At 66.4% G+C, this 22842-nt stretch carries 24 protein-coding genes; 12 read left to right on the top strand and 12 right to left on the bottom strand.

Features of this window, described 5'->3' with window-relative positions; all coding sequences use genetic code 11:
• Nucleotides 1–2 precede the first annotated feature (2 nt).
• Both cfa and AC5P9L_RS10410 read left to right on the top strand, forming a co-directional pair.
• Nucleotides 3–1118: a cyclopropane fatty acyl phospholipid synthase gene (gene cfa, locus AC5P9L_RS10415; RefSeq protein ID WP_012480799.1), complete on the top strand. Its 1116-nt coding sequence runs from the start codon at nucleotides 3–5 to the stop codon at nucleotides 1116–1118.
• A 142-nt stretch (nucleotides 1119–1260) separates the two neighbouring features.
• Nucleotides 1261–2022: a hypothetical protein gene (locus tag AC5P9L_RS10410; protein ID WP_012480798.1), complete on the top strand. Its 762-nt coding sequence runs from the start codon at nucleotides 1261–1263 to the stop codon at nucleotides 2020–2022.
• A gap of 202 nt (nucleotides 2023–2224) precedes the next feature.
• On the opposite strand, the gene AC5P9L_RS10405 is transcribed toward AC5P9L_RS10410, so the two are convergent.
• A complete protein-coding gene (locus tag AC5P9L_RS10405; protein ID WP_005410302.1) occupies nucleotides 2225–4393 on the bottom strand; it encodes a M3 family metallopeptidase in 2169 nt (722 codons plus the stop codon).
• Between the two features lie 130 nt (nucleotides 4394–4523).
• Between AC5P9L_RS10405 and AC5P9L_RS10400 the strand changes: the two genes are divergently transcribed.
• Nucleotides 4524–5003, top strand: coding sequence for a glutathione peroxidase (locus AC5P9L_RS10400; protein WP_005413962.1), 480 nt, complete (start codon nucleotides 4524–4526; stop codon nucleotides 5001–5003).
• A gap of 76 nt (nucleotides 5004–5079) precedes the next feature.
• Here AC5P9L_RS10400 and AC5P9L_RS10395 read toward each other — a convergent pair whose 3' ends face one another.
• From AC5P9L_RS10395 to AC5P9L_RS10380, 4 genes are all read right to left on the bottom strand, one after another.
• On the bottom strand, nucleotides 5080–5859 hold the full coding sequence (locus tag AC5P9L_RS10395) for a ferredoxin--NADP reductase (protein ID WP_005410300.1): 780 nt from the start codon (nucleotides 5857–5859) through the stop codon (nucleotides 5080–5082).
• A gap of 80 nt (nucleotides 5860–5939) precedes the next feature.
• Entirely contained in the window at nucleotides 5940–7811 is a 1872-nt protein-coding gene (locus tag AC5P9L_RS10390) for an ABC transporter ATP-binding protein (RefSeq protein ID WP_227416064.1), read from the bottom strand.
• A 188-nt stretch (nucleotides 7812–7999) separates the two neighbouring features.
• Nucleotides 8000–8452, bottom strand: a complete 453-nt coding sequence (locus tag AC5P9L_RS10385; protein WP_005413960.1) for a carboxymuconolactone decarboxylase family protein — start codon at nucleotides 8450–8452, stop codon at nucleotides 8000–8002.
• 36 nt (nucleotides 8453–8488) lie between these two features.
• On the bottom strand, nucleotides 8489–9385 hold the full coding sequence (locus AC5P9L_RS10380) for an RNA polymerase sigma-70 factor (RefSeq protein WP_049460544.1): 897 nt from the start codon (nucleotides 9383–9385) through the stop codon (nucleotides 8489–8491).
• Nucleotides 9386–9531: 146 nt separating this feature from the next.
• Here AC5P9L_RS10380 and AC5P9L_RS10375 point away from each other — a divergent pair, with 146 nt between their 5' ends.
• The 3 genes from AC5P9L_RS10375 (at nucleotide 9532) to AC5P9L_RS10365 (ending at nucleotide 12208) form a co-directional block, all read left to right on the top strand.
• Entirely contained in the window at nucleotides 9532–11049 is a 1518-nt protein-coding gene (locus tag AC5P9L_RS10375) for a fumarate hydratase (RefSeq protein WP_005410296.1), read from the top strand.
• A gap of 126 nt (nucleotides 11050–11175) precedes the next feature.
• Nucleotides 11176–11514, top strand: a complete 339-nt coding sequence (locus AC5P9L_RS10370; protein ID WP_005410295.1) for a hypothetical protein — start codon at nucleotides 11176–11178, stop codon at nucleotides 11512–11514.
• 58 nt (nucleotides 11515–11572) lie between these two features.
• A complete protein-coding gene (locus tag AC5P9L_RS10365; RefSeq protein WP_049451482.1) occupies nucleotides 11573–12208 on the top strand; it encodes a glutathione S-transferase family protein in 636 nt (211 codons plus the stop codon).
• 172 nt (nucleotides 12209–12380) lie between these two features.
• Here AC5P9L_RS10365 and arsC read toward each other — a convergent pair whose 3' ends face one another.
• From arsC to AC5P9L_RS10350, 3 genes are all read right to left on the bottom strand, one after another.
• On the bottom strand, nucleotides 12381–12722 hold the full coding sequence (arsC, locus tag AC5P9L_RS10360) for an arsenate reductase (glutaredoxin) (protein WP_024956646.1): 342 nt from the start codon (nucleotides 12720–12722) through the stop codon (nucleotides 12381–12383).
• Nucleotides 12722–13876, bottom strand: coding sequence for a phospholipase A (locus AC5P9L_RS10355; protein ID WP_005413953.1), 1155 nt, complete (start codon nucleotides 13874–13876; stop codon nucleotides 12722–12724). The genes arsC and AC5P9L_RS10355 overlap by 1 nt, the downstream gene beginning before the upstream one ends.
• Before the next feature lie 119 nt (nucleotides 13877–13995).
• The gene (locus AC5P9L_RS10350; RefSeq protein ID WP_262101746.1) at nucleotides 13996–14481 is read right to left on the bottom strand and encodes a DUF456 domain-containing protein; all 486 of its coding nucleotides are present in this window, start codon (nucleotides 14479–14481) and stop codon (nucleotides 13996–13998) included.
• A gap of 236 nt (nucleotides 14482–14717) precedes the next feature.
• Between AC5P9L_RS10350 and AC5P9L_RS10345 the strand changes: the two genes are divergently transcribed.
• Nucleotides 14718–14927 carry a cold-shock protein gene (locus tag AC5P9L_RS10345; RefSeq protein ID WP_005410290.1) on the top strand — a complete coding sequence of 70 codons (210 nt, stop codon included), beginning with the start codon at nucleotides 14718–14720 and terminating at the stop codon, nucleotides 14925–14927.
• Nucleotides 14928–15000: 73 nt separating this feature from the next.
• On the opposite strand, the gene AC5P9L_RS10340 is transcribed toward AC5P9L_RS10345, so the two are convergent.
• On the bottom strand, nucleotides 15001–15495 hold the full coding sequence (locus tag AC5P9L_RS10340) for a glycine zipper 2TM domain-containing protein (RefSeq protein ID WP_005410289.1): 495 nt from the start codon (nucleotides 15493–15495) through the stop codon (nucleotides 15001–15003).
• A gap of 136 nt (nucleotides 15496–15631) precedes the next feature.
• Nucleotides 15632–16066 carry a hypothetical protein gene (locus AC5P9L_RS10335; protein WP_012480790.1) on the bottom strand — a complete coding sequence of 145 codons (435 nt, stop codon included), beginning with the start codon at nucleotides 16064–16066 and terminating at the stop codon, nucleotides 15632–15634.
• An 80-nt stretch (nucleotides 16067–16146) separates the two neighbouring features.
• On the opposite strand from AC5P9L_RS10335, the gene AC5P9L_RS10330 reads away from it, so the two are divergent.
• Nucleotides 16147–16971, top strand: a complete 825-nt coding sequence (locus AC5P9L_RS10330; protein ID WP_495230612.1) for a tRNA threonylcarbamoyladenosine dehydratase — start codon at nucleotides 16147–16149, stop codon at nucleotides 16969–16971.
• A 34-nt stretch (nucleotides 16972–17005) separates the two neighbouring features.
• On the opposite strand, the gene AC5P9L_RS10325 is transcribed toward AC5P9L_RS10330, so the two are convergent.
• Nucleotides 17006–17779, bottom strand: a complete 774-nt coding sequence (locus AC5P9L_RS10325) for a TatD family hydrolase (protein WP_080353398.1) — start codon at nucleotides 17777–17779, stop codon at nucleotides 17006–17008.
• Nucleotides 17776–17994 (bottom strand): DUF6116 family protein, encoded by a 219-nt coding sequence (locus AC5P9L_RS10320; protein WP_005410285.1) that lies wholly within the window; start codon nucleotides 17992–17994, stop codon nucleotides 17776–17778. Before AC5P9L_RS10320 ends, AC5P9L_RS10325 begins: the two co-directional genes overlap by 4 nt.
• A 163-nt stretch (nucleotides 17995–18157) precedes the next feature.
• On the opposite strand from AC5P9L_RS10320, the gene AC5P9L_RS10315 reads away from it, so the two are divergent.
• The 4 genes from AC5P9L_RS10315 to AC5P9L_RS10300 all read left to right on the top strand — a co-directional run bounded on the left by AC5P9L_RS10315 (nucleotide 18158) and on the right by AC5P9L_RS10300 (nucleotide 22841).
• Nucleotides 18158–19000 carry a glycine zipper 2TM domain-containing protein gene (locus tag AC5P9L_RS10315; protein ID WP_005410284.1) on the top strand — a complete coding sequence of 281 codons (843 nt, stop codon included), beginning with the start codon at nucleotides 18158–18160 and terminating at the stop codon, nucleotides 18998–19000.
• A gap of 123 nt (nucleotides 19001–19123) precedes the next feature.
• On the top strand, nucleotides 19124–19666 hold the full coding sequence (locus AC5P9L_RS10310) for a GNAT family N-acetyltransferase (RefSeq protein WP_005410283.1): 543 nt from the start codon (nucleotides 19124–19126) through the stop codon (nucleotides 19664–19666).
• A 176-nt stretch (nucleotides 19667–19842) separates the two neighbouring features.
• Entirely contained in the window at nucleotides 19843–20499 is a 657-nt protein-coding gene (locus AC5P9L_RS10305) for a glutathione S-transferase family protein (protein ID WP_005410282.1), read from the top strand.
• A 62-nt stretch (nucleotides 20500–20561) separates the two neighbouring features.
• Nucleotides 20562–22841, top strand: a complete 2280-nt coding sequence (locus AC5P9L_RS10300; RefSeq protein WP_012480788.1) for a transketolase C-terminal domain-containing protein — start codon at nucleotides 20562–20564, stop codon at nucleotides 22839–22841.
• Nucleotide 22842: the final 1 nt, after the last annotated feature.

Raw genomic sequence — 22842 nt, 5'->3', positions numbered from 1 at the left:
GCGTGGATACAGGGTTGCAGGAGCGGGTCGCCGGCCTGCTGCAGGAAGCCGGGGTCCGCATCGGCGGCACCCAGCCACAGGACATCCAGGTGCATGACCCGCGCTTTTTCGCGCGGGTCATGGCGCACGGCTCGCTTGGCCTCGGCGAGAGCTACATGGACGGTTGGTGGGATGCCAACGTCCTCGATGAATTCCTCGTCCACCTGATGCAGGCACACCTGGATGAACGGGTGCACGGTTGGCGCGAAGTGGCCGATGCGCTGAAGGCGCGCCTGTTCAACCTGCAGGTCGGGCAGGGCAGCTACGAAGTGGGCCGCCGCCACTACGATCTTGGCAACGACCTCTACCAGGCCATGCTCGGCCAACGCCTGGTGTACAGCTGCGGCTACTGGCGCAATGCCGGTGATCTCGATGCCGCGCAGGAGGCCAAGCTGGACCTGGTCTGCCGCAAGCTGGGGCTGCGCCCCGGGCAGCGTGTGCTGGACATCGGCTGTGGCTGGGGTGAAGCCCTGAAGTTCGCAGCAGAGCGCTACGGCGTCACCGGCGTCGGCGTGACCATTTCGCAGGAACAGGCCGGGTTCGCACGCGAACTGTGCGCCGGCCTGCCGATCGAGATCCGCCTGCAGGACTATCGCGAACTGGATGAGCCGTTCGATGCGATCTTCTCGATCGGCATGTTCGAGCATGTCGGCGACAAGAACTACGCCAGTTTCTTCGAGGTGGCCAGGCGCTGCCTGTCTTCGCGCGGGTTGCTGCTGCTGCACACCATCGGCACCAACATCTCGCGGCATCGCACCGATCCGTGGATCGCGCGCTACATCTTCCCCAATTCAATGCTGCCGTCGGCGGTGCAGATCAGCAAGGCGTTCGAAGGGCGCTTCGTGCTGGAGGACTGGCACAACTTCGGCACCGACTACGACCTCACCCTGCAGGCTTGGCGACGCAACGTGGAAGCGGCGTGGCCGCAGCTGGACGCGCGCTACGACGAGCATTTCCGCCGCATGTGGCGGTTCTACCTGGCCGGATCGATGGCCACCTTCCGCTGCCGGCACGCGCAGCTGTGGCAGCTGGTGCTGTCGCCGGAAGGCGTACCGGGTGGGTACGTGGCGCCACGCTGAGGGTGCGCAGGGGTAGATCAGGCCGGATGCGATACTTACTGACGCCAAATCCGTGTGTTGCACGGTCAGCTCCGCGCGTGGGCGTCGTCGACGCTACGCTGTTGGGTCGGCGGGGTTACCGCATTCCTGAAGGCGTTGCAGCATGGGTTGGGACATCACCTACCATCCAGTCGCGGATTCGGAGATCCGTGACATCTATTTCCGTGCTCTGGAGGACGTGACGCTGGTCGAGGCGCTGCAACAGCGGTTCCGGATCGAGCCGTTCTACATGGAGCAGTTGCAGGAACGCATCGACGAGGCTCGCTCGATCAGCGCCGACGTGCCTTTCGAGAAGGGGCACGCTTTGTACCTGGCGATCGTGGCCGGCCACCTTCGGCGGTATCACTATCTCCGCGGGAGCGCCCTTTCGTTTTTCATCGACGATCCGGTGGTCGCCCGGTATTTCGCGGACTGGCGGCAACTGGTGCCGTTGCAGTGGGCGGATGCTGCCGCCGGCAACCATCTACGTGAAAACTATGGTGGTGGCGTGTTCATCACGCATGCCCGGCTGAAGCAATTACGCGCTGATTATGCAGTGGACAGCGCACTTGCTGCGCGCCTGGAGGAGCTGTTCTCCGATGGACGCCTGGTCGTTTTCTGGCGTGTTGTCGATGAAGCGATCGCCAGCGGATGCGGATTGCTGGAGGCCAGCGAGGTGGTCGAGCCGAACCCGATGGATCTCAATGCATCGACCAGCTTGAGCAATCTGCTGAACTGCGCGCCGGATGGCGCGATCCTTTATGCGGAAGCCGCGGCGGCCCAGCTGGCGGAGTTCGTGGCAGCGCACCCGGATATCGCATCGACTGCCGCTGCCGCGCCCGGTGCGCCGAAACGACGGTGGTGGGAGCGACTGTTTCGGCGCTGATCTGGAAGCGCATCCACGCATGGCGCGGATCTACTGGAGTGCGTCATGTGTGGATCGATGATGCCGGGGTTCGTGGCGCGAATGGATCGTGCCGACCAACGGTCGGCACCCACCAGTAGATCCACGCCATGCGTGGATGTCCCAACAAAAAAACCGCCCGGTTTCCCGGGCGGTTTTTCGTTTCAGGCTACTGCGCGGGCGATCAGTTGCCGGCGCCGGTCAGGCCACGCTTTTCCAGCAGCGGTTCGATCTGCGGCTCGTGGCCGGCGAAATCGCGGAACAGCTGCATCGCGTCGACGCTGCCGCCCTTGGACAGCAGGGTGGCGCGGAAGTGGTCGCCGTTCTTGCGGCTCAGGCCGCCGTTGTCCTTGAACCACTTCTGGGTGTTGGCGTCGAGCACTTCCGACCAGATGTAGGCGTAGTAACCGGCCGAATAGCCGCCCATGATGTGGCTGAAGTACGGGGTCTTGTAGCGCGGCGGCACCGGCGCGTAGTAGATGCCGTCCTTCTCCAGCGCGGCGCGCTCGAAGGCCATCACGTCCTTGGCGGCCGGCACCTGGTCGGCGCCGATCTGGTGCCAGCGCTGGTCCAGCATGGCCGCACCCAGGTACTCGGTGGTAGCGAAGCCCTGGTTGAACTTGGCTGCCGCCAGCACCTTGTCCAGCAGTGCCTGCGGCATCGCCGAACCATTCTGGTAGTGCTTGGCGTAGTTCTTCAGGATGACCGGGTTGTCGGCCCACATCTCGTTGACCTGCGAGGGGAACTCGACGAAGTCACGCGGCACCGAGGTGCCCGAGAAGTACGGGTACTTCACGTTGGAGAACATGCCGTGCAGGGCGTGGCCGAACTCGTGGAACGTGGTGTTCACCTCGTCCCAGGTCAGCAGGGTCGGCTGGCCGGCCGGCGGCTTCGGAATGTTCAGGTGATTGGCGACCACCGGCTTGAAGCCGGTCAGCTTGGACTGCGAGACGTAGGAGTTCATCCACGCGCCACCGCGCTTGGAGGCGCGTGCATACGGGTCGAAGATGAAGATCGCCAGCTGGCTGCCGTCGGCGTCGAACACGTCGTAGACGGTGACGTCATCGTGGTAGACCGGCAGGTCGGTGCGCTGCTTGAAGGTCAGGCCGAATTCCTGGCCCGCGGCGTAGAACACGCCGTTCTCCAGCACGTTCTTCATTTCGAAGTACGGCTTCAGCTGCGACTCGTCGAAGTTGTACTTGGCCTGGCGCACCTTCTCGCTGTAGAAGGCCCAGTCCCACGGTTCCAGCTTGAACGTCGGCTTGCCAGCGGCCTTCTGTTCCTGGTCGATCATCGCCTGCAGGTCGGCGGCTTCACGCTTGGCGTTGGCCACCGCGGCCGGGGCCAGCTTGCCCAGCATCGCGTTGACCGCTTCGGGGGTCTTGGCGGTCTGGTTGGTCAGGTTGTAGGCGGCGAAGTTCGGGAAGCCCATCAGCTTGGCCTTGTCGGCGCGCAGCTGCATGATGCGCGAGACCAGCGCGGTGTTGTCGAACTCACCGCCGCGGCTGCCGCGGCTCACCGATGCTTCGTAGATCTTCTGGCGCAGGGCGCGGTTGGCCAGGTTGGTCAGCGGCGGCTGGCCGGTGGTGTTGAGCAGGGTGATCACGTACTTGCCGTCCTGGCCGCGGGCCTTGGCGGCTTCGGCGGCGGCGGCGATCTGCTCCTTGGACAGGCCGTCCAGTTGCTTGACGTCGTCGACGGTGATCGCCGAAGCGTTCACCTCCGACTGCACGTTCTGGCTGAACTTGGTACCCAGGTTGGCCAGCTCGGCGTTCATCTCCTTCAGCTTGGCCTTGTCGGCGTCGGACAGCTTGGCGCCTGCGCGCACGTAGTTGTCGTAGTACTTCTCGACCAGGCGCACGCCTTCGGCGTCCAGGCCCAGCTGGCTGCGGGTGTCGTACAGCGCCTGGATGCGGGCGAACAGCTTGCCGTTCAGCGCGATCGCATCGCTGTGCGCGGCGAACTTCGCCGAGTAGTCGGCCTGCAGCTTCTTGCGGGTGTCGTTGGTGTCGGCACCGACCAGGCTGAAGAACACGGTGGTCGCGCGGTCGAGGATGTCACCGCTCTTTTCCAGGGCGATGATGGTGTTGTCGAAGGTCGGCTTGGCCTTGTTGTTGGCGATGGCCTCCACTTCCTTCAGCTGCTGCGCCATGCCGGCGTCGAAGGCCGGGGCGAAGTCGCTGTCCTTGATCTTGTCGAACTGCGGGAAGTGCAGCGGCAGCGGGCTTTCGGCGAAGAACGGATTGGCCTGCTGGGCGGTGCTGCTGGCGGCCGGGGTGGCGGCGCCGGCCGAGAAGGCGGGCAGGGCAAGGCCGAGGGACATGGCCACGGCAAGGGCAAGGCGGGTGGTCAAGGCAGGAACTCCGGTAAGGCAAACAAGGGCCCGAGGGTAACCCGGCCGGCGGCGCCCGCACTTGTGTCAAAAGGCATGTTGCCGCGGCCGGGCGCGGGTACCATGCATTCACCGCCCACGGTTCACCGCCATGACGACTGCCTACGATTTCAGCTTCCGCGACCTCGACGGCCAGCCACAGGCCCTCGCCGGGTACCGGGGTCACCCGCTGTTGCTGGTCAATGTCGCCAGCCGCTGTGGCTTCACCCCGCAGTACACCGGGCTGGAACAGCTGTGGCAGGAGTATCGCGAGCGTGGCCTGGTGGTGATCGGCTTCCCATGCAACCAGTTCGGCGCGCAGGAGCCGGGGGACGCCGCGCAGATCCGCCAGTTCTGTTCGCTGGATTATCCGGTCAGCTTCCCGCTTTCGGAGAAGATCGAGGTCAACGGCGAGGGGGCTGATCCGTTGTGGGCATGGCTGTCACGCGAGAAGCGCGGCCTGCTGGGTAGCGCCCGCATCAAGTGGAATTTCAGCAAGTTCCTGGTCGATCGCCAAGGGCGGGTGGCTGCGCGCTTTGCGCCAACCACCAGGCCGGAACAGCTGCGCAGCGCGATCGAAGCGCTGCTGTGAAGGGGGTAGTGCCGGCCGCTGGCCGGCAATCCCGGAGCGCACGGAGAGCCGGCCGGCGGCCGGCTGCCGTTGCAGATCATTTCTCGACGAACGCGCGCTCGAACACGTAGTGACCCGGCTGGCCGATGCGCGGCGAGACCTGGAAGCCGCGGGCATCGAGCACGCTGCGCAGATCAGCCAGCATCTGCGGGCTGCCGCAGATCATCGCGCGGTCGTTTTCCGGGCTCAGCTCCGGCAGGCCGAGGGTGCGCTGCATCTGGCCGCTTTCCATCAGCTGGGTCAGGCGGCCCTGGTTGGCGAACGGCTCGCGGGTGACGGCCGGGTAGTACAGCAGCTTGTCGCCGATCATCTCGCCCAGGAACTCGTGCTCACGCAGTTCCTTCTCGAAGTAATCGCGGTAGGCCAGATCCTTCTCGTAGCGCACGCCGTGGCAGAGGATCACCTTCTCGAAGCGCTCGTAGGTCTCCGGGTCCTTGATGACCGACAGCCACGGCGCCATGCCGGTGCCCGTGCCCAGCAGGTACAGGTTCCTGCCCGGGTGCAGGTCGCTGATCAGCAGGGTGCCGGTGGGCTTCTTGCCGACCAGCACCTTGTCGCCCGGCTTGATGTGCTGCAGGCGCGAGGTCAGCGGGCCGTCCTGCACCTTGATGCTGAAGAACTCCAGGTGCTCTTCCCAGTTGGCGCTGGCGATGGAATAGGCGCGCAGCAGCGGCCGTGCCTCGGTTTCCAGGCCGATCATCACGAACTGGCCGTTCTCGAAGCGGAAGCCGCTGTCGCGGGTAGTGGTGAAACTGAAGTAGGCATCGGTCCAGTGACGGACCTCAAGCACCGTTTCGGCGCCGAAAGCGGAGGACATGGGCGTATCTATCGAAAGTCGTCGGGGTTGATTCTATCTCAAATGAGATGGGTTCTCATTGGGCGGAACGAGAGGCGTTCTCAGCGGTAACCCGCCGCCTGCAGCTCGAACAGCTCGGCGTACCGTCCTCCCTGGGCCATCAGCTGCGCATGGGTGCCGCTGGCCTCGATGCGGCCATCGGCCAGCACCAGGATGCGATCGGCCATGCGTACCGAAGAGAAACGGTGGGAAATCAGCACTGCCGTACGATTATCCGCCAGCTCCCTGAACCGCTGGAACACTTCGAACTCACTGCGCGCGTCCAGCGCTGCCGTTGGCTCATCCAGGATCATCACCTGCGCATTGCGCATCCACGCGCGGGCAATGGCGATCTTCTGCCACTGGCCACCGGACAGGTCCACGCCCTGCTTGAAGCGGCGCCCGATCAGCTGGTCGTAGCCGCCGGGCAGGTCGTCGATCACTTCCTCGGCCATGCCTCGTCGCGCGGCATCGGCGATTCTTGCCTGGTCGTCCATCGCCTCGACCTGGCCGACGCCGATGTTCTCGCCGGCGCTGAGGTTGTAGCGCACGAAGTCCTGGAAGATCACCCCGAGGTTGGCGCGCAGGTCGTCCAGGTCGTAGTCGCGCAGGTCGCGGCCGTCGAGCAGGATGCGGCCTTCGTCCGGCTCGTACAGCCGTGCCAGCAGTTTCACCAGCGTGGTCTTGCCCGCGCCGTTCTCGCCGACCAGGGCCAGCACTTCGCCGGCCTGCAGCTGGAAATCGAGGTGGCGCACCGCCCACTGTTCGGCATCGGGATAGCGGAAGCCGACGTTCTCGAACACGAAGCCCTGGCGGATCGGCTGCGGCACGCGTATGGCGCCTTCACGCGAGTGGATTTCCGGCTCGATCTGGAAGAACGAGAACAGGTCGTCCAGGTACAGCGCCTGGCTGGCCACCTGCGAGAAGCCGATCAGCAGGCCTTCCAGCAGCTGGCGCAGGCGCAGGAAGCTGCCGGCAAGGAAGGTCAGGTCGCCGATCGAAAAGTCGCCGCGCACCGTGCGCCAGGCAATGTAGGCGTAGGCGGTGTAATACCCCAGCGTGCCCAGCGCAGCCAGCAGCGTGCCCCAGAACGCGCGGCGCCGGGCCAGTGCACGGTTGGCCTGGAACAGCGCCACCGACAGCCGCCGGTAGCGTTCCACCAGGAAGCGGTGCAGGTTGTAGATCTTCACTTCCTTGGCCGTTTCCACGCTGGCACCGAGCTGGCGCAGGTAGTCGAGCTGGCGGCGCTCGGGCGTCCACTGGAAGTTGAGGCTGTAACCGGCCGCATTGAAGTGCGATTCACCGATGAAGGCCGGCACCAGTGCCAGCACCAGCAGCAGGATCAGCCACGGTGCGTAGACCAGCAGGCCAACGGCGAGGCTGGCCACGGTGATCGCGTCCTGGACCTGGCCGAACAGCTGGCTCATCAGGTTCATCCGGCCCATGGTCTGGCGCCGCGCACGGTCCAGCTTGTCCTGCAGGTCCGGGTCCTCGAAGTCCTCCAGATCCAGCGTCGCCGCGTGTTCCATCAGCCGGATGCTGGTGACGTTGGCGAACAGCTCGGAGAGCAGGGCATCGGCGTAGCTGACCAGCCGGCCGAGCAGGTCCGAGGCGATGGCCAGGCCGAATTCCAGCGCCAGCAGGCCCAGCAGCGGATTCAGCACGCCGCTGGACAGCGCTTCGCCCAGCGGCGGGAAGCCCGCGTCGTGCTGGCTCAGGTGCAGGGCGCTGTCGATGATCAGCTTGCCGACGTACAGCATCGCCACCGGCAGCAGCGCGCGGATCAGGCGCAGCCCCAGGCTGGCCAGGGTGAGCGCGGGACTGGTCTTCCAGACCATGCGCAGGAACGGCGGCAGGTTGCGCATCGCCCTGAAGCGCTGGCGCAGGCTGGGTTTCTTCGCGGCGTCAGCGCCAGCGGTGGGGGTAGCAGGCATGCGCGTATTGTGCGCGCCTGATACGTGCAGAGGGGGTCAGTGCAGGCGTGTGGCCGGCACCGGGGTCAGATCCCTTTGCGCGGCAAAGGGATCCGGCCCTCCTGAATCGACGCATGGCGTGGATCCACCGTGTCGACCAAGGTCGACACCTACCAGCAGCACCGATGAACTGTCGAAGGCCGGGTGGGTCAGGCCGGCAGCGGCGGCAGCAACCCCGCACCGAGGCGGTTCCAGGCATTGATCACCGCGATGCCCATGCTCAGGTCACTGATGCCCTTCTCATCGAAGTGCGGCGCCAATGCATCGAACGCCGCCTGCGACGGCGCGCCGTCGGTCAGCCGGGTCAGTGCCTCGGCCCAGCCCAGCGCCGCGCGCTCGCGTTCGTCGAAGAAGCGGCTCTCGTGCCATGCCGGCAGTGTGTCCAGCTTGCGCGGCTCGATGCCGCCCTTGCGCAGCGCCGTGCCGTGCATGTCCATGCAGTAGCCGCAGCCGTTGAGCTGCGACACGCGCAGGAACACCAGTTCCATCAGGGTCGGATCGATCGAGCTGTCATGCACCGCCTGGCTGGTGGCCAGCAGGCCCTTGAAGGCCTCGGCGGCCAGGCGGGTGTAGGGGACGCGGGGAGAAGTGTGATTGGACATCGGAGGCTCCACGGCGGCCACGATGGCCGCCTTTCACTACCAGGACGCCGCAGCGTCGCCGCGCGTGACAACCCCCGGCAACTTTTCCGGATTCAACACGCTGTACACGTTGGCGATGCGGCCATCGACCACCTCGATGGTGGTGACCGAGTGCAAGCGATCACCGACAAAGCGCAGGATCGCCGGCTCGCCGTTGACGTAACCCAGCTGGGCCGGATGCACCGCGCCGCGGCGGGCAATCGCCCAGAACAGGCGACCGATGCGCTCGGCGCCCAGCAGCGGGCGCACCGCTGCGGTGACCACACCGCCGCCGTCGGACACCAGCAACGCGTTGGCGTGCAACAGGGCCTGGATCGCCTCGCTGTCGCCGCGCTGCGAGGCATCCATGAAGCGCGCCAGCAGCTGCCGGTGCTGGCTGGCATCGGCGTTGAAGCGCGGCCGTCCGGCCTGCAGGCGCTGCCGGGCACGGTGCACCAGCTGCCGGCAGTTGGCCTCGCTGTGGCCGATCAGCTCGGCGATCTCGCGGTAGTCGTGGTCGAAGGCCTCCTTCAGCAGGAAAGCGGCGCGTTCCTCGGGGCCGAGCTGTTCAAGCAGGGTCAGGAAGGCGACCGAAACGTCGTCGGCCAGGGCATGCAGCTGGGCCGGGCCGGGCGCCGGGTCGGGCTCCAGGGTGACCGCCAGCGGCTCGGCCAGCCATGGGCCGACGTAGTGCACGCGCTCGCGCTTGGCCGCGCGCAGCCGGTCCAGGCCGAGCCGGGTGGTGGTGGTGACCAGCCAGGCTTCGGGGTCGCGGACGGCCGCCGGGTCGGCGCCGGACCAGCGCAGCCAGGCATCCTGGACCACGTCTTCGGCGTCGGCGCGGCTGCCAAGCAGGCGGTAGGCCAGGGCCATCAGGCGCGGGCGGTGGGTCTGGAAAGCGGTTTCGGCGTTCATGTGGGCAAGGACGCCGCAGTGGCGCGTGGCGTGACAGAGCGTCGGGGGAATCTTGCCGGCCAGCGGCCGGCACTACCACCCCGGGGCCGGGGGAGGGGGTAAAATGAGCGGATTACCCCCGCCAGCCTCGAGCAAGCGAGCAAGACGTGACATCGATCAAGCAGGAAGACCTCATCCAGTCCATCGCCGACGCGCTGCAGTACATCTCGTACTACCACCCGGTCGACTACATCAAGAACCTCGCCGCCGCTTACGAGCGCGAGGAGTCGCCGGCCGCGAAGGAAGCGATGGCCCAGATCCTGATCAATTCGCGGATGTGCGCCGAAGGCCACCGTCCGATCTGCCAGGACACCGGCATCGTCACCGTGTTCCTGGAAATCGGCATGGACGTGCGCTGGGACGACGCCACCATGGGCGTGGAAGACATGGCCAATGAAGGCGTGCGCCGTGCCTACATGCACCCGGACAACAAGCTGCGCGCTTCGGTGCTGGCTGATCCGGCCGGCAAGCGCATCAACACCAAGGACAACACCCCGGGCGTGGTCAACGTCAAGGTGGTGCCGGGCAACAAGGTCGACGTGATCGTCGCCGCCAAGGGCGGTGGTTCGGAAGCGAAGACCAAGTTCGCCATGCTCAACCCGTCCGACTCGATCGTCGACTGGGTGCTGAAGACCGTGCCGACCATGGGCGCCGGCTGGTGCCCGCCGGGCATGCTCGGCATCGGCATCGGTGGCACCGCCGAGAAGGCGATGCTGCTGGCCAAGGAAGCGCTGATGGAGCCGATCGACATCACCGAGCTGCAGGCCCGTGGTGCGTCCAACCGCATCGAAGAGCTGCGCCTGGAGCTGTACGAGAAGGTCAACGCGCTGGGCATCGGTGCGCAGGGCCTGGGAGGCCTGACCACCGTGCTCGACATCAAGATCAACGACTACCCGACCCACGCGGCCAACCTGCCGGTGGCGATGATCCCGAACTGCGCGGCCACCCGCCATGCGCACTTCACCCTCGATGGCAGCGGCCCGGTGATGCTGGACCCGCCGTCGCTGGAAGACTGGCCGAAGCTGACCTACGACGCGTCCAAGGGCACCCGCGTGGACCTGGACACGATCACGCCGGAAGACGTGGCCAGCTGGAAGCCGGGCCAGACCCTGCTGCTCAACGGCAAGTTGCTGACCGGCCGCGATGCCGCGCACAAGCGCATGGTCGACATGCTCAACAAGGGCGAGCAACTGCCGGTCGATCTGAAGGGCCGCTTCATCTACTACGTCGGCCCGGTCGATCCGGTGCGCGACGAAGTGGTGGGCCCGGCCGGCCCGACCACCGCCACCCGCATGGACAAGTTCACCGAGCAGGTGCTGGCACAGACCGGCCTGCTGGGCATGGTCGGCAAGGCCGAGCGCGGCCCGGCCGCGATCGAGGCGATCAAGAAGCACAAGTCGGCCTACCTGATGGCCGTCGGTGGCTCGGCCTACCTGGTGTCCAAGGCGATCAAGGCCGCCAAGGTGGTTGGTTTCGCTGACCTGGGCATGGAGGCGATCTACGAGTTCACCGTGCAGGACATGCCGGTGACCGTGGCAGTCGACTCCACCGGTGAATCGGTGCACAAGACCGGCCCGCGCGAATGGCAGGCCCGCATCGGCAAGATTCCGGTGGTGGTGGAGTAACTCCCCGCACGCTTCGGTCCAGACAACGGCGCCCGTGTGGCGCCGTTGTTGTATCCGGGGGGAGGATTAACGCGCCTGTAGCCCTTGCTCTGCTACGGTCGGCACACCCTCGCACAGGACGTGTCCATGGCCCTGCATCGATTCATCGTGGTAGGCATGCTGCTGGCGCTGGCCGGCTGCAACACCCCAGCGTCGTACGAAGGCGCGGATTTCCCTGCATCGGCGCAGTGCCGCGTGCAGTGCCAGGCCGGCTATCGCAGCTGCATGGCGCAGAATGACTCTCTCGGCAGCCGCCAGAGCAATTGCGAGCAGCGGATGGTGCCGGCGCCGGACAAGCGCTGCAAGGACGTGGACAACCCGGACCTGCGCCATGCCTGCGAACTGAAGACGCATGACTGTACGATGCGCGCGCCGATGATGTCCTGTGGCGAACGCCGGGATTCCTGCATGAGCAGCTGCGGCTGAGCAACGATCGTGCGCGCGGGCGCATAATCGGCTGATCCACCTGTACAGGATCTTCTGCATGAGCACCACGCTGTATGGTTCGACCAGTACCGCCGCGCTGGTGGTGCACTGGCTGCTGATCGAGCTGGGCATCGAGCATGAACTGGTGCTGCTGGATTTCGACGCGCGCGAGCACAAGTCGGCGCAGTACCTGGCGCTGAATCCGGCCGGTGTGGTGCCGACCCTGCTGATCGATGGCCTGGTACTGACTGAAGCGGCGGCCATTGCGTTGTACCTGGCGGATCGCCATCCGGACGCCAACCTGCTGCCCGCACTGGGCACGCCGCAGCGCGCCGATGCCTACCGCTGGATGTTCTGGTGTGCCAATACGCTGCAGCCGGCCTATCGAGCCTGGTTCTATCCACACGAAATGGCGGGCGAGGCGAATATCGAGGCCAGCCGCGGGATGGCACGGCAGCGCCTGGAAGCGGCCTGGCAGCATGTGGCCGCGCACCTGCATGCACATGGCCCCTACCTGCTGGGCGCCACGCCCTGCGTGGTCGACTACATGCTGGTGATGCTGATGCGTTGGTCGCGCAACATGCCCAGGCCTACCGATACCTGGCCGGTACTGAAGGCGCACGCCACGTTGATGAAGGCGCGCCCGGCGTTCGCCGAGGTGTACCGCCGCGAAGGCATCACCGACTGGCTGTAAGCCAGCCGGGGAGGAGGGCGTCCGGGTAGAAGAGGGCGCTGGGGCAGAGTCGACTGTCAGTCGACTATCGCACGCAGTGCGGGCTTTTCCGCGGATGCATATGAAGGGTGGGGAGGGAGTCGACCAACAGTCGACTCTACCAACACGCTCCGCTACGCGGCGGCGAGGCGGGTTACAGGATCTCCAGCACTGTTTCCGGTGGACGGCACAGGCGTGTGCCCTTGTCCGTGCGCACCACGGGGCGGTTGATCAGTCGCGGGTGTTCGGCCATCGCGGCCAGCAGCGTGGCCTCGTCCGCACCTTCCAGGCCCAGTTCGGCGAACTGCGCTTCCTTGCTGCGCACCAGATCACGTGCGCTCAATCCTGATTCGGCCAGCACCTGGCGCAGTGTGGCCACATCGGGTGGATTGCCGAGATACTCGATCACCACTGGCTCGAAGCCGGCATCACGTATCAGCTTCAATGCGCCGCGCGAGTTGCTGCAGGCCGGGTTGTGCCAGATCGTCACGGGCATCAGAACCACTCCAGCAGCGACACGCCCACGCCCACGTAGGTGGCCTTGTGGTTGTAGTCGATCAGGCTTTCGCCGTAACCGTCGAACACCTGCACATGCCCGCGCAGCAGATTGCTGATCGGGAAGCCGTAATCCAGCTGCAGGGCACCGTGCGAGCGGCTGCCGGTGCGCAGCGAATGGCGCGCCATCAGCGAGACTTCGTGGCCGTTGCGGTTCCAGGTCAGGGTCGCATCACCGCGGCCCATGTAATCCTCGATGTCCGGATTGTTGTCGTCGCTGCGGGTCTCGGGAATGCGGTACCAGGGGCGCAGCACCAGCGCCCAGTTCTCGCGGTCAAGGCCGATGTTGAGCATCACCCGGTTCCAGCTGCGCGAAAGCGGGTCGGCGCGGCCGTTGGATTGGTGGTTCAGCGCGATGCCGGTCATGCGCCCGCGCCAGCCACCGATCGAGTAGCCGTTGCGGAACACCATCATCACTTCCGGCTCGTAATTGGTTTCGCGGAACGGGCGTGAATCCTCGCCGTTGTAGGCCTGCCAGCGCGAGCTCTGGGTGTAGCCGGCCCAGATGTCGCCGTTGTCGCCGAACAGGTTCTCGGCGATCTTGGTCTTGAAACTGATCTGGAACTTCAGCTCGGCGCTGTCCAGCACCTGCGGCGTGGTGACTGTGTTGGCCGGGTTCGGCGAATGCGGCGTGGTGTTGCGATCGCTGGTCCAGAACGCCGGCAGCAGGTACACCGGCTTGTAGGCGCGCAGCTGGAACGGGCCCAGCTTGGAGTCCTCGGCCAGTTCCCAGCGGCTGTCCAGCAGCGAACCGCGGCCAGCATTGGCCAGTGCGCTGTCAGGGGCTGCTGGACGGAACAGATCGCTGACCCGCTCGCGCAGCTTCTCTTCGCCCTGGCTCACGCGTGCAGTCTGGCGTTCTTCGCGACGGGCCTGCGCGGCCGCCTCGGCCGCAGCGTCGGCCTCGGCAGTGGCCTGCGGGGTACGGCCGAACTGGCGGTCATAACAGGCCAGGCGGGCAGCATCGGTGGTAATCGCCGCGCACGCGGCCGGCGAGGCTTCGGCGCTGGGCGCGAACTCCTGCGCGGCCAGCGGCGCACTGGCCAGGGCCAGCGCCAGCGGCGCGAGACGGGGAAGCAGCGGAGACAGGGTCATTGCAGCAGGCCCTTAGGTGAATACGGGAATCGCACAGTGTGGCGGCTGCACCGGTTCACGGCCAGCCCCCACGGTTTATGCACGGGCACCGCGTGCGCGCGGCGTGAAGGCAGTGCGGGTTACAGGAACCAGGCGAAGGCGAACAGGCTGAGCATCGCGATCACCACGGCCAGTTTCAGCGCCAGGCCGAGCAGGATACCGAGCCAGGTGGCCAGGCCTACCTTGGTCGAGCGCCCCAGTTCGCGGGTGTGCCAGTACTCGCCGGCCAGGGCGCCGATCAGGGGGCCTGCAAAGAGGCCGATCGGCATGAAGAACAGGCCGACGATGCTGCCGACGAACGTACCCCACAGTGCCTTGCGGCTGGCACCGACCCGCTGCGCACCCACCACCGTGGCCAGCACGTCCACCAGCAGCGAGAGGACGGTCAGTACGCCCAGCGCGACCAGGGTCGGCCAGCCGACGTGGGTGAAGCCGTCCGCCCAGGCCGCCAGCAGCAGTCCGATGAACACCAGCGGGATGCCGGGCAGGGCCGGCAGGATGATTCCGGCGATGCCGACAAGGACAAAAATGACCGCTAGCAGATATAAGATGAATGAGAGTCCCATGCTGTCCCGTATGGTCGCCGTTTTGGGGTTGACAGTGAAAGATTTTGCCAGTTGCTTTTTCGTTTTGGGCGGGTTAAGTTGCAGTCGCTGAGCTTGGCAAGGTCACCGTGGATCGTGGCCTGATGAAGCAAGATCTTCCCGATCCGCTGCATCGATGCACCTCGCTTCCCCCTTGCTTGTCAGCCGCCCACCAGGCGTTTCCAACAACAAGAGAGAGTCACCAGGGAGTTAGTGAGATGTCTGATCGCGAGACCGGTACCGTCAAGTGGTTCAACGATGCAAAGGGCTTCGGCTTCATCAGCCGTGAAAACGGCGAAGACGTGTTCGTGCACTTCCGTGCCATCCAGACCCAGGGCTTCAAGAGCCTGAAGGAAGGCCAGAAGGTCACCTTCACCGTCGTGCAGGGCCAGAAGGGCCTGCAGGCCGACGCCGTGCAGCCGACCTGATCGCGCTGCAAGCCGTCACATGAAAAAGGCCCGCGCAAGCGGGCCTTTTTCTTTGCCGCCGGCCCGGCGCAGGTCAGCGCAGGATGACCTTGCCGTTGACCACGCGCACGTAGGTGTTTTCGCGGATGCCGCCGAGGTCGCGCTGGTTGACCACGATGGTGCGGCCATCGTCCATGCGCACGCTGATGTCGTAGGTATCACTGGTCACGTTCTTCTGGATCTGGTTGCCGGCCAGCGCGCCACCGACCGCGCCTGCGGCCGCAGCGATGTTCTTGTTGCCACGGCTGCCACCGGTGTGATCGGAGATCTCATGGCCGGCCACGGCACCGACGATGCCGCCGAGGATGGCGCCGGTCGCGCTGGGCGCGGTGCGGCCCGACGGCACGGTGTTGATGCGGGTGACGATGCCACAGTCAGCGCAACGGCCCTGGTTGTAACCGCCGTTGTTGCCGTAGCCACCATTGTTGTAGCCGTTGTTGTAACCACCGCCACCGTAGCCGGGCGAGGTGGCACAGCCAGCCAGGGCGAGGGTAGCGATGGCGCTGGCGGCAATGAGCTGGATCTTCATGGAGCGTCTCCTGGCCGTGAAGGCGGGTGTGTTGGGTGGTACTGCGTCATGCAGCAGGGTGGACGAATCCTCTCCTTTCGAACGTGAACAAGGTGCCAACCAGGCGTGCCTTGCCCGGCTACAGGATGAATGCGCGTCAGCGGAAGTCCTGGTGGCAGGCGCGGCAGTCGGCCTGCACGGTTTCCACGACCTTGGCCAGGGCGGTGCAGTCACTGGGCGGAGCCGCCAATGCGGCGTTGAGGTTGCCGCGCAGCTGGCTGGCGTGCTGCTGGAACCGGCCGTTGTCCTTCAGCCCGGGAAAGGCCAGGTCGAGGTCGTTGGACAGAAGGCGCAGGGCCTGCAGCCGCGGCACGCTGTCGGCCAGGCTGCAGCGGTTCTGCTGCTGGGCCTGCTGCAGCAGCTGCGCTTGCCGCTGCATCACCTGCATCAGGCTGTCCGGGAACGGGTCGCGGCGGGCCTGCAGGGCGCGGCCGACCATGACCGTGGCGACCAGGCCGATCAGCAGGCCCAGGCACAGCACGAACAGGTACCGCTGGGCAGTGGACGGGCGGCGGGGCGGGCTGGCGTTCATGGCGGGCTCTCCTGGCGTGCAACGGTGGGTTCGATGCCGGCGCGCTGTAGGCGCTGGCGCCTGCACGTTAAAATAGCCGCATGAACGAACAGGTCAAACAACGCTTCGCCGGCATCGAACGGCTGTATGGCGTAGGTGCGCTCGAGCGCCTGCAGGGCAGCCGCGTGGCGGTGGTGGGCATGGGCGGGGTCGGCTCGTGGGTGGTGGAAGCGCTGGCGCGTTCGGCGGTCGGCCACCTGACCCTGATCGACGCCGATGACATCTGCGTGTCCAACACCAACCGGCAGCTGCCGGCGATGGAAGGCAACTACGGCCGCAACAAGGCAGAGGCAATGGCAGAGCGCTGCCGCGCGATCAATCCGGACATCGAGGTCGATGCCGTGCAGGCATTCCTGACCGTGTCGAACATGGCCGAGTTGCTGGACCGTGGCTTCGACCTGGTGATCGATGCCTGCGACAGCTTCCGGGTGAAGGTCGAGACGATCGCCTGGTGCCGCCGCCGCAAGCTGCCGCTGCTGACCGTGGGGGCTGCCGGTGGTCGCACCGATCCGACCCTGGTGCGCATCCGCGATGTTTCGCGCACCGAGCATGACGCCATGCTGGCGCTGATCCGCAAGAAGCTGCGCAGCGAGTTCAATTTCCCGAAGAATGCCAAGCGCTATTTTGGCGTACCGGCGGTGTACTCGCTGGAAAACGTGAAGTATCCGCAGGCCGATGGCAGTGTCTGCGGCATCCGCCCGAACCTCGGTGCGGATGCTGCATTGAAACTGGACTGTGGCGCAGGCCTCGGTGCGGCAACCCACATCACCGGTGCCTTCGCCTTTGCGGCGGTCGGCAAGGCGCTTGAAATGCTGCTGGAGCCGAAGAAGGTGAAGGCCGAAGTGGTCGAGTCCAGCGCGGTGTGATGGATCGTGCCGGCCAGCGGCCGGCACCTGCCCGTTACATTGCCGGCAGCGCGAACAGGCGCCGCGCATTCTCCGTCGTGGCCTGGGCCACCGCGTCCAGCTCCATCCCGCGCAGTGCGGCCACGTGGCGGGCGATGACTGCCAGTCGCGCTGGTTCGTTGCGCTGGCCGCGGATGCCGGCGTCAGGCTGGTCGGGCGCGTCGGTCTCCAGCAGCAGCTGTTCCAGCGGCATCCCGCGCACCAGGCGCTGCAGCCGTTGCGCGCGATCGTAGGTCAGCGGACCACCGAGACCGAGCAGGAAGCCTTGCCGATGTAGTTGCGCGGCCTGTTCCGGGCTGCCGGAAAAGCTGTGCACCACGCCGCGCAGGCCGCCGACGCGACGGATCGCGGCAATGACCGCATCCACCGCGCGTCGCGCATGCACGATCACCGGCAGCTCGAACTCGCGGGCCAGTTGCAGCTGGCCGATGAAGTACGCCTGTTGCGCCTCTGCATCCAGTCCCTCGACGAAGAAGTCCAGCCCGCATTCGCCGATCGCGCACGGGCGTTCGCGAACGATCCATTCGCGCAGCAGCGGCAGATGGTCGGGCCGGTGCTCGGCCAGGAACATCGGATGCAGGCCGTAGGCCGGGTACAGCCCCGGTGCCTGCCGGCAGACCTCGCGCAGCTTCGGCCAGCTGGCGGCCGTGACGGCCGGTACCACCTGCTCGCGCACGCCCGCGGCGCCCGCGCGCTCGATCACCGCCGTGCGGTCAGCATCGAATTCACTGGCATCCAGATGGCAGTGGCTGTCGACCAGCGGGATCAACGCTGTTCCAGCGGCGGCGGGGCCGGGACTGTATTGCGGCTCTTCCAGTTGGCCAGCAGCAGGGTGCCGAAGCCCAGTACCAGCTCGTCGACGAACGGAATCGGGTCGGGAATGAACAGGGTCAGCACGAACAGGCCGGCGGTCAGCTTGAACAGGGTGGGGTAGCGCAGCCGGCGGGCCCATTGCAGTACCGGCAGCAGCATCGGGTTGGCCATGGCGTGGATCCTCGTGGGGACTATGCAAACGCTACCACGGGCCCAGCATTTCCCGATGCTGAATGGGTTACAGGAATGAGCAGGAAATGTGGAGATTCCGTTCAGGCAGTGCATGCTGCAATCTGGGCCGAGAACGTTGCGGATGGTCCGCAAGGAGCAGGTCATGAAAAGCACAACTACAACTGTCCTGGTCGCAGCGGGCGCGCTGCTGGTCGGTGGCATCGCCACCGCCGCCTTCATGAAGAGTGGCGACAAGTCGCCTGATTCCATCAGCGCCGGAACCCCCAACGGTGAATCGCGGCTGGTTGACGGCAATGCCGTTGACGATGGCGCGCGTGGTGACAAGCTCGACCCGTCTGCACCGCGCGGGCTGGAATACGCCGACGTGCTGAAGGTCGACCCGATCACCGAGAAGCAGAAGGCCTACGCCACCGTGATCGGCACCGATCCCGTGCGCGAGACCTCCACCACCCAGACCCCGCACGAGGTCTGCCAGGACGTGACCGTGCAGGAGCGCCTGCCGGAGCGTGACGGCAACGTCGGCGGCACCGTGGTCGGCGCGGTGGTCGGCGGCCTGCTCGGCAACCAGGTCGGCGGTGGCAACGGCAAGAAGGCCGCGACCGCAGCCGGTGCCGTGGCCGGTGGCTTCATCGGCAACCAGATCGACAAGCGCCATGTGGGTGGCCGCGTGGTCAACCGCACCGAGCGCCAGTGCCACACCGAGACCGCCACTTCCGAGTCGAGCCGTGTTACCGGTTACAACGTGACCTACCGCAACGAAGACGGCACCACCGGTACCATGCGCATGGCCAGCAAGCCGGGCAACCGCATCGCCATGGGCACCAATGACGTGGTGAAGGGCTACAACGTGACCTACCGCTACGACGGTGCCGAGAAGACCGTGCGCATGGACAACAAGCCGGCCAGCGATCGCCTGCCGGTGGTCGATGGCCAGCTGGTCACGCAGACCGCTGCTGCCGGCGCCACTGCGGCCACGCGCCAGTAATCCAGAATACGTGCTGTACCCGACGGGCCGGCGCATGCCGGCCCGTTTCGTTGTGAGCGCGGGCATTCATCCGTGTGGAGGCGGAATCCACCATCATGGTGGCCCCTTCGACATGGAGTCGGCATGAGCATCTTCGACCTGCGCCTGGAAACCGAGCGCCTGATCCTGCGTCCGCTGCTGCGCGAGGACTACGAACCCTATCTGGCGTTCTGCGCCGACGAGGAAACGATGCGCACGCTCGGTGGCGTGCAGCCGCCTTCGGTAGCCTGGCGCGGCTTCTGCAGCCTGGCTGGCGCCTGGCAGCTGTTCGGCTTTTCGATGTTCAGCGTGATCGAAAAATCCAGCGGGGACTGGATCGGGCGGATGGGCCCCTGGCAACCGCAGGACTGGCCGGGTACCGAGGTCGGCTGGGGCATCCGCCGCGCGAGCTGGGGCCGGGGCTATGCGCCGGAAGCGGCGGTCGCGGCGATCGACTGGGCCTTCGACACGCTGGGTTGGCACGAGGTGATCCATACCATCGCCGAGAACAACGACAACTCGCGGGCGGTCGCGCGCAAGCTGGGCAGCACGTTGCTGCGGATGGGCGAACTGCCGCCGCCGTACAACGACAAACCGATGCAGATCTGGGGCCAGTCGCGCGAACAGTGGCGGCAGCGTGCACGCTGAACGTGGCCCGGTAGTGCCGGCCGCTGGCCGGCAATCGCTTGGATCCAGCTGCATGGAGGATGCCGGCCAGCGGCCGGCACTACCGGGGTGCCATGCTGCATCCGCGCTTGGCATTCCCTGGCGCACTTGCCAGACTGCACGCAGCCGGCCGCCGGCCGGATCCGATGGAGCAGGCAATGGTGGAAGAGCGCGTCCCGCTGACGGTGCATGGCATGTCGGTCTCGGGCAATTGCCACAAGGTCCGGCTGCTGCTTGAGCAGCTCGGCAGCCGTTACCGCTGGGTGGAAGTGGACAGTGCCCATGGCCAGACCCACACGCCCGAATTCCTGGCGCTCAACCCGAATGCCAAGGTGCCGCTGATCGTCCGCGACGACGGCCGCGTGCTGACCGAGTCCAACGCGATCCTGTTCTGGCTGGCCGAAGGCACGCCCTACCTGCCCAGCGATGGATGGGAGCGTGCGCAGGCGTTGAGCTGGATGTTCTTCGAGCAGTACACGCACGAGCCGTGCGTGGCGGTAGCGCGCTTCATCCGGGGCTGGACGGCGCCCGACTCGCCACGCCGTGCCGAACTGCCACGCCTGCACGAGCGTGCCGCCACCGCGTTGGCGGTGATGGAGCAGCACCTGCGCGAAGCGCAGTGGTTCACCGGCAGCGGATACGGCATTGCCGATATCGCCCTGTTTGCCTATACCGATGTGGCGGGCGAGGGCGGCATCAGCCTGGAGCCGTTCCCGGAAGTTCGCGCCTGGCTGCAGCGCGTGCGTGCGCAGCCGCGCTTCCTGCCGATGCCGGCGGTGACCGCCGAGGTGCGCTCGCGTTTCGAGGCGGCCTGATGCCCACAGGGTAGCGCCCGGTATTGCCGGGCGGAACGCAACAACGACACGGAGGGTGTTCGATGTTCGCTGTGGTTCCGGATCCGATTCCCGCGCGCATGCGGGGGCTCAACCGCGCCGAGGTGTGCGACGTCAATTTCCTTGAGGCGGTGCGCGGGTGGCGCGGGACGCCGCGCCCGCGACCCGCGGCAGATGCTCCGATCCTGCCGGGCAGTACGCTCACCGCTGCCGCCTTCGATGAACTGTTCGACTCGCAGCTGGCCAGTCGCCAGCTGGACCTGATGGCGCGCGTGCTGCGCGTGCAGAACAAGGTCTTCTACACCATCGGTTCGTCCGGCCATGAAGGCAACGCGCTGCTGGCGCGGGCCTGCCGGCACACCGATCCTGCCTTCCTGCACTATCGTTCCGGCGCCTTCATGGCCGAGCGTTCGCGGCAGGTGCCGGGCATCGACCCGCTGCGCGATGCGGCACTGTCCTTCGCCGCCAGCGCGGATGATCCGGCCAGCGGTGGCCGCCACAAGGTGTGGGGCAGCAAGCCATTGTGGGTGCTGCCGCAGACCTCGACGATTGCGTCGCACCTGCCCAAGGCGCTGGGTACCGCGCTGGCCATCGAGAGTGGCAAGCGGCTGGGGCAGGCGCTGCCCATTCCCACCGACAGCATCGTGCTGTGCTCGTTCGGCGATGCGTCGGCCAACCACGCCACCGCGCAGACCGCCTTCAATACCGCGATGTGGTCGGCCTACCAGAAACTACCGGCGCCGATCCTGTTCGTCTGCGAGGACAACGGCCTGGGCATCTCGGTGAAGACCCCCGATGGCTGGATCGCCGAGCGCTTCAGCCACCAGCCGGGGCTGGACTATTTCTTTGCCGATGGCCTCGACCTGGCCACCGGGCACGCCCAGGTGCAGGCGGCGGTGGAACACTGCCGGCGCACGCGGCGGCCGACCTTCCTGCATCTGCGCACCACGCGCCTGATGGGCCATGCCGGCACCGACTTTGAAGTGGAATGGCGCGCGCTGCCGGAACTGTGCGCGGCCGAGGCGCAGGATCCGCTGCTGCGCTCGGCGCAGATCGCGCTGGAATCAGGCTGGATGGATGCGGCCGCCATCGAAGTGGCCTACGAAACGATGCGCGCGCGCTGCATGGCCGCTGCCGCCGATGCCGAAGGCAGTGCGAAGCTGCAGTCGCTGCGGGAGGTGATGGCGCCGCTGGCACCGTACACCCCTGCAGCGGTGCAGGCCGAAGCGCAGCGCGAGGTCGCTGCCGAAGCACGCGAGGCACTCTATGGCGGTGCCGAGGCATTGCCGGAACGACAGGCGCCGCGGCATCTCGCAATCCAGATCAATCATGGTCTGCAGGAGCTGCTGGCCAAGTATCCGCAGAGCCTGCTGTTCGGCGAGGACGTGGCGCAGAAGGGCGGTGTCTACACCGTCACCAAGGATCTGCTGCGCCGCTTCGGGCCGCGCCGGGTCTTCAACACCCTGCTGGACGAGACCATGATCCTGGGCATGGCGCAGGGCCTGGCCAACATGGGCATGCTGCCGATCCCGGAGATCCAGTACCTGGCCTATCTGCACAACGCCATCGACCAGCTGCGTGGCGAAGCCTGTTCGCTGCAGTTCTTCTCCAACGACCAGTACCGCAACCCGATGCTGGTGCGGGTGGCCGGGCTGGGCTACCAGAAGGGTTTCGGCGGCCATTTCCACAACGACAACTCGGTCACCGCCCTGCGCGACATCCCCGGGCTGGTGGTCGGCTGCCCATCGCGCGGCGACGACGCGGTGATGATGCTGCGCACGCTGGCGGCGCTGGCCCGGGTGGATGGGCGCGTGGCGGTGTTCCTGGAGCCGATCGCGCTGTACATGAGCAAGGACCTGCATGAGCCGGGCGATGGCCAGTGGCTGTTCGACTACCCGGCCCAGGGCCGGGCACTGGTGCCGGGCGAAGGCCGTGTTTACGGGCCGGAGGCTGGCGACCTGGTGGTCTACACCTACGGCAATGGCGTGCCGATGGCGCTGCGCGCAGCGCGGGCCATCGAACAGCAGCTGGGCTGGCAGGTACGGGTGGTCGACCTGCGCTGGCTGGTGCCGCTGGATGCCGGCTTCATCGCCAGCCAGGCCGCCAGCGCACGGCGCGTGCTGGTGCTGGACGAGGGCCGCCACAGTGGAGGGGTGGGCGAGGGCGTGGTCACCGCACTGGTCGAGGCCGGTTTCGGCCACCTGCCGCTGCGCCGGGTCTGCGGCGCCGATACCTATACCCCGCTGGCAGGGGCAGCAATGTTCGGGCTTCCAAGCGACAATGCGGTGATTGGCGCCGCCCTTGAACTGGCGCAGGAACCTTGAT

This window comes from Stenotrophomonas sp. YJH_SMC_64, assembly GCF_059371375.1.
The sequence above is the reverse complement of the archived record's forward strand: the minus strand, read 5'-3'. Positions and strand labels throughout refer to the sequence as shown.

Excerpts from the sequence above, each read along its gene's own strand:
- AC5P9L_RS10355 (WP_005413953.1), bottom strand. The coding sequence starts at position 13,876 with ATGACCCTGTCTCCGCTGCTTCCCCGTCTCGCGCCGCTGGCGCTGGCC.
- AC5P9L_RS10385 (WP_005413960.1), bottom strand. The coding sequence starts at position 8,452 with ATGTCCAATCACACTTCTCCCCGCGTCCCCTACACCCGCCTGGCCGCC.
- AC5P9L_RS10305 (WP_005410282.1), top strand. The coding sequence starts at position 19,843 with ATGGTGGAAGAGCGCGTCCCGCTGACGGTGCATGGCATGTCGGTCTCG.
- AC5P9L_RS10300 (WP_012480788.1), top strand. The coding sequence starts at position 20,562 with ATGTTCGCTGTGGTTCCGGATCCGATTCCCGCGCGCATGCGGGGGCTC.
- AC5P9L_RS10330 (WP_495230612.1), top strand. The coding sequence starts at position 16,147 with ATGAACGAACAGGTCAAACAACGCTTCGCCGGCATCGAACGGCTGTAT.
- AC5P9L_RS10365 (WP_049451482.1), top strand. The coding sequence starts at position 11,573 with ATGAGCACCACGCTGTATGGTTCGACCAGTACCGCCGCGCTGGTGGTG.
- AC5P9L_RS10370 (WP_005410295.1), top strand. The coding sequence starts at position 11,176 with ATGGCCCTGCATCGATTCATCGTGGTAGGCATGCTGCTGGCGCTGGCC.
- AC5P9L_RS10410 (WP_012480798.1), top strand. The coding sequence starts at position 1,261 with ATGGGTTGGGACATCACCTACCATCCAGTCGCGGATTCGGAGATCCGT.
- AC5P9L_RS10345 (WP_005410290.1), top strand. The coding sequence starts at position 14,718 with ATGTCTGATCGCGAGACCGGTACCGTCAAGTGGTTCAACGATGCAAAG.
- AC5P9L_RS10335 (WP_012480790.1), bottom strand. The coding sequence starts at position 16,066 with ATGAACGCCAGCCCGCCCCGCCGCCCGTCCACTGCCCAGCGGTACCTG.
- AC5P9L_RS10400 (WP_005413962.1), top strand. The coding sequence starts at position 4,524 with ATGACGACTGCCTACGATTTCAGCTTCCGCGACCTCGACGGCCAGCCA.
- AC5P9L_RS10350 (WP_262101746.1), bottom strand. The coding sequence starts at position 14,481 with ATGGGACTCTCATTCATCTTATATCTGCTAGCGGTCATTTTTGTCCTT.
- AC5P9L_RS10390 (WP_227416064.1), bottom strand. The coding sequence starts at position 7,811 with ATGCCTGCTACCCCCACCGCTGGCGCTGACGCCGCGAAGAAACCCAGC.
- AC5P9L_RS10320 (WP_005410285.1), bottom strand. The coding sequence starts at position 17,994 with ATGGCCAACCCGATGCTGCTGCCGGTACTGCAATGGGCCCGCCGGCTG.
- AC5P9L_RS10395 (WP_005410300.1), bottom strand. The coding sequence starts at position 5,859 with ATGTCCTCCGCTTTCGGCGCCGAAACGGTGCTTGAGGTCCGTCACTGG.
- AC5P9L_RS10315 (WP_005410284.1), top strand. The coding sequence starts at position 18,158 with ATGAAAAGCACAACTACAACTGTCCTGGTCGCAGCGGGCGCGCTGCTG.
- AC5P9L_RS10340 (WP_005410289.1), bottom strand. The coding sequence starts at position 15,495 with ATGAAGATCCAGCTCATTGCCGCCAGCGCCATCGCTACCCTCGCCCTG.
- arsC (WP_024956646.1), bottom strand. The coding sequence starts at position 12,722 with ATGCCCGTGACGATCTGGCACAACCCGGCCTGCAGCAACTCGCGCGGC.
- AC5P9L_RS10310 (WP_005410283.1), top strand. The coding sequence starts at position 19,124 with ATGAGCATCTTCGACCTGCGCCTGGAAACCGAGCGCCTGATCCTGCGT.
- AC5P9L_RS10380 (WP_049460544.1), bottom strand. The coding sequence starts at position 9,385 with ATGAACGCCGAAACCGCTTTCCAGACCCACCGCCCGCGCCTGATGGCC.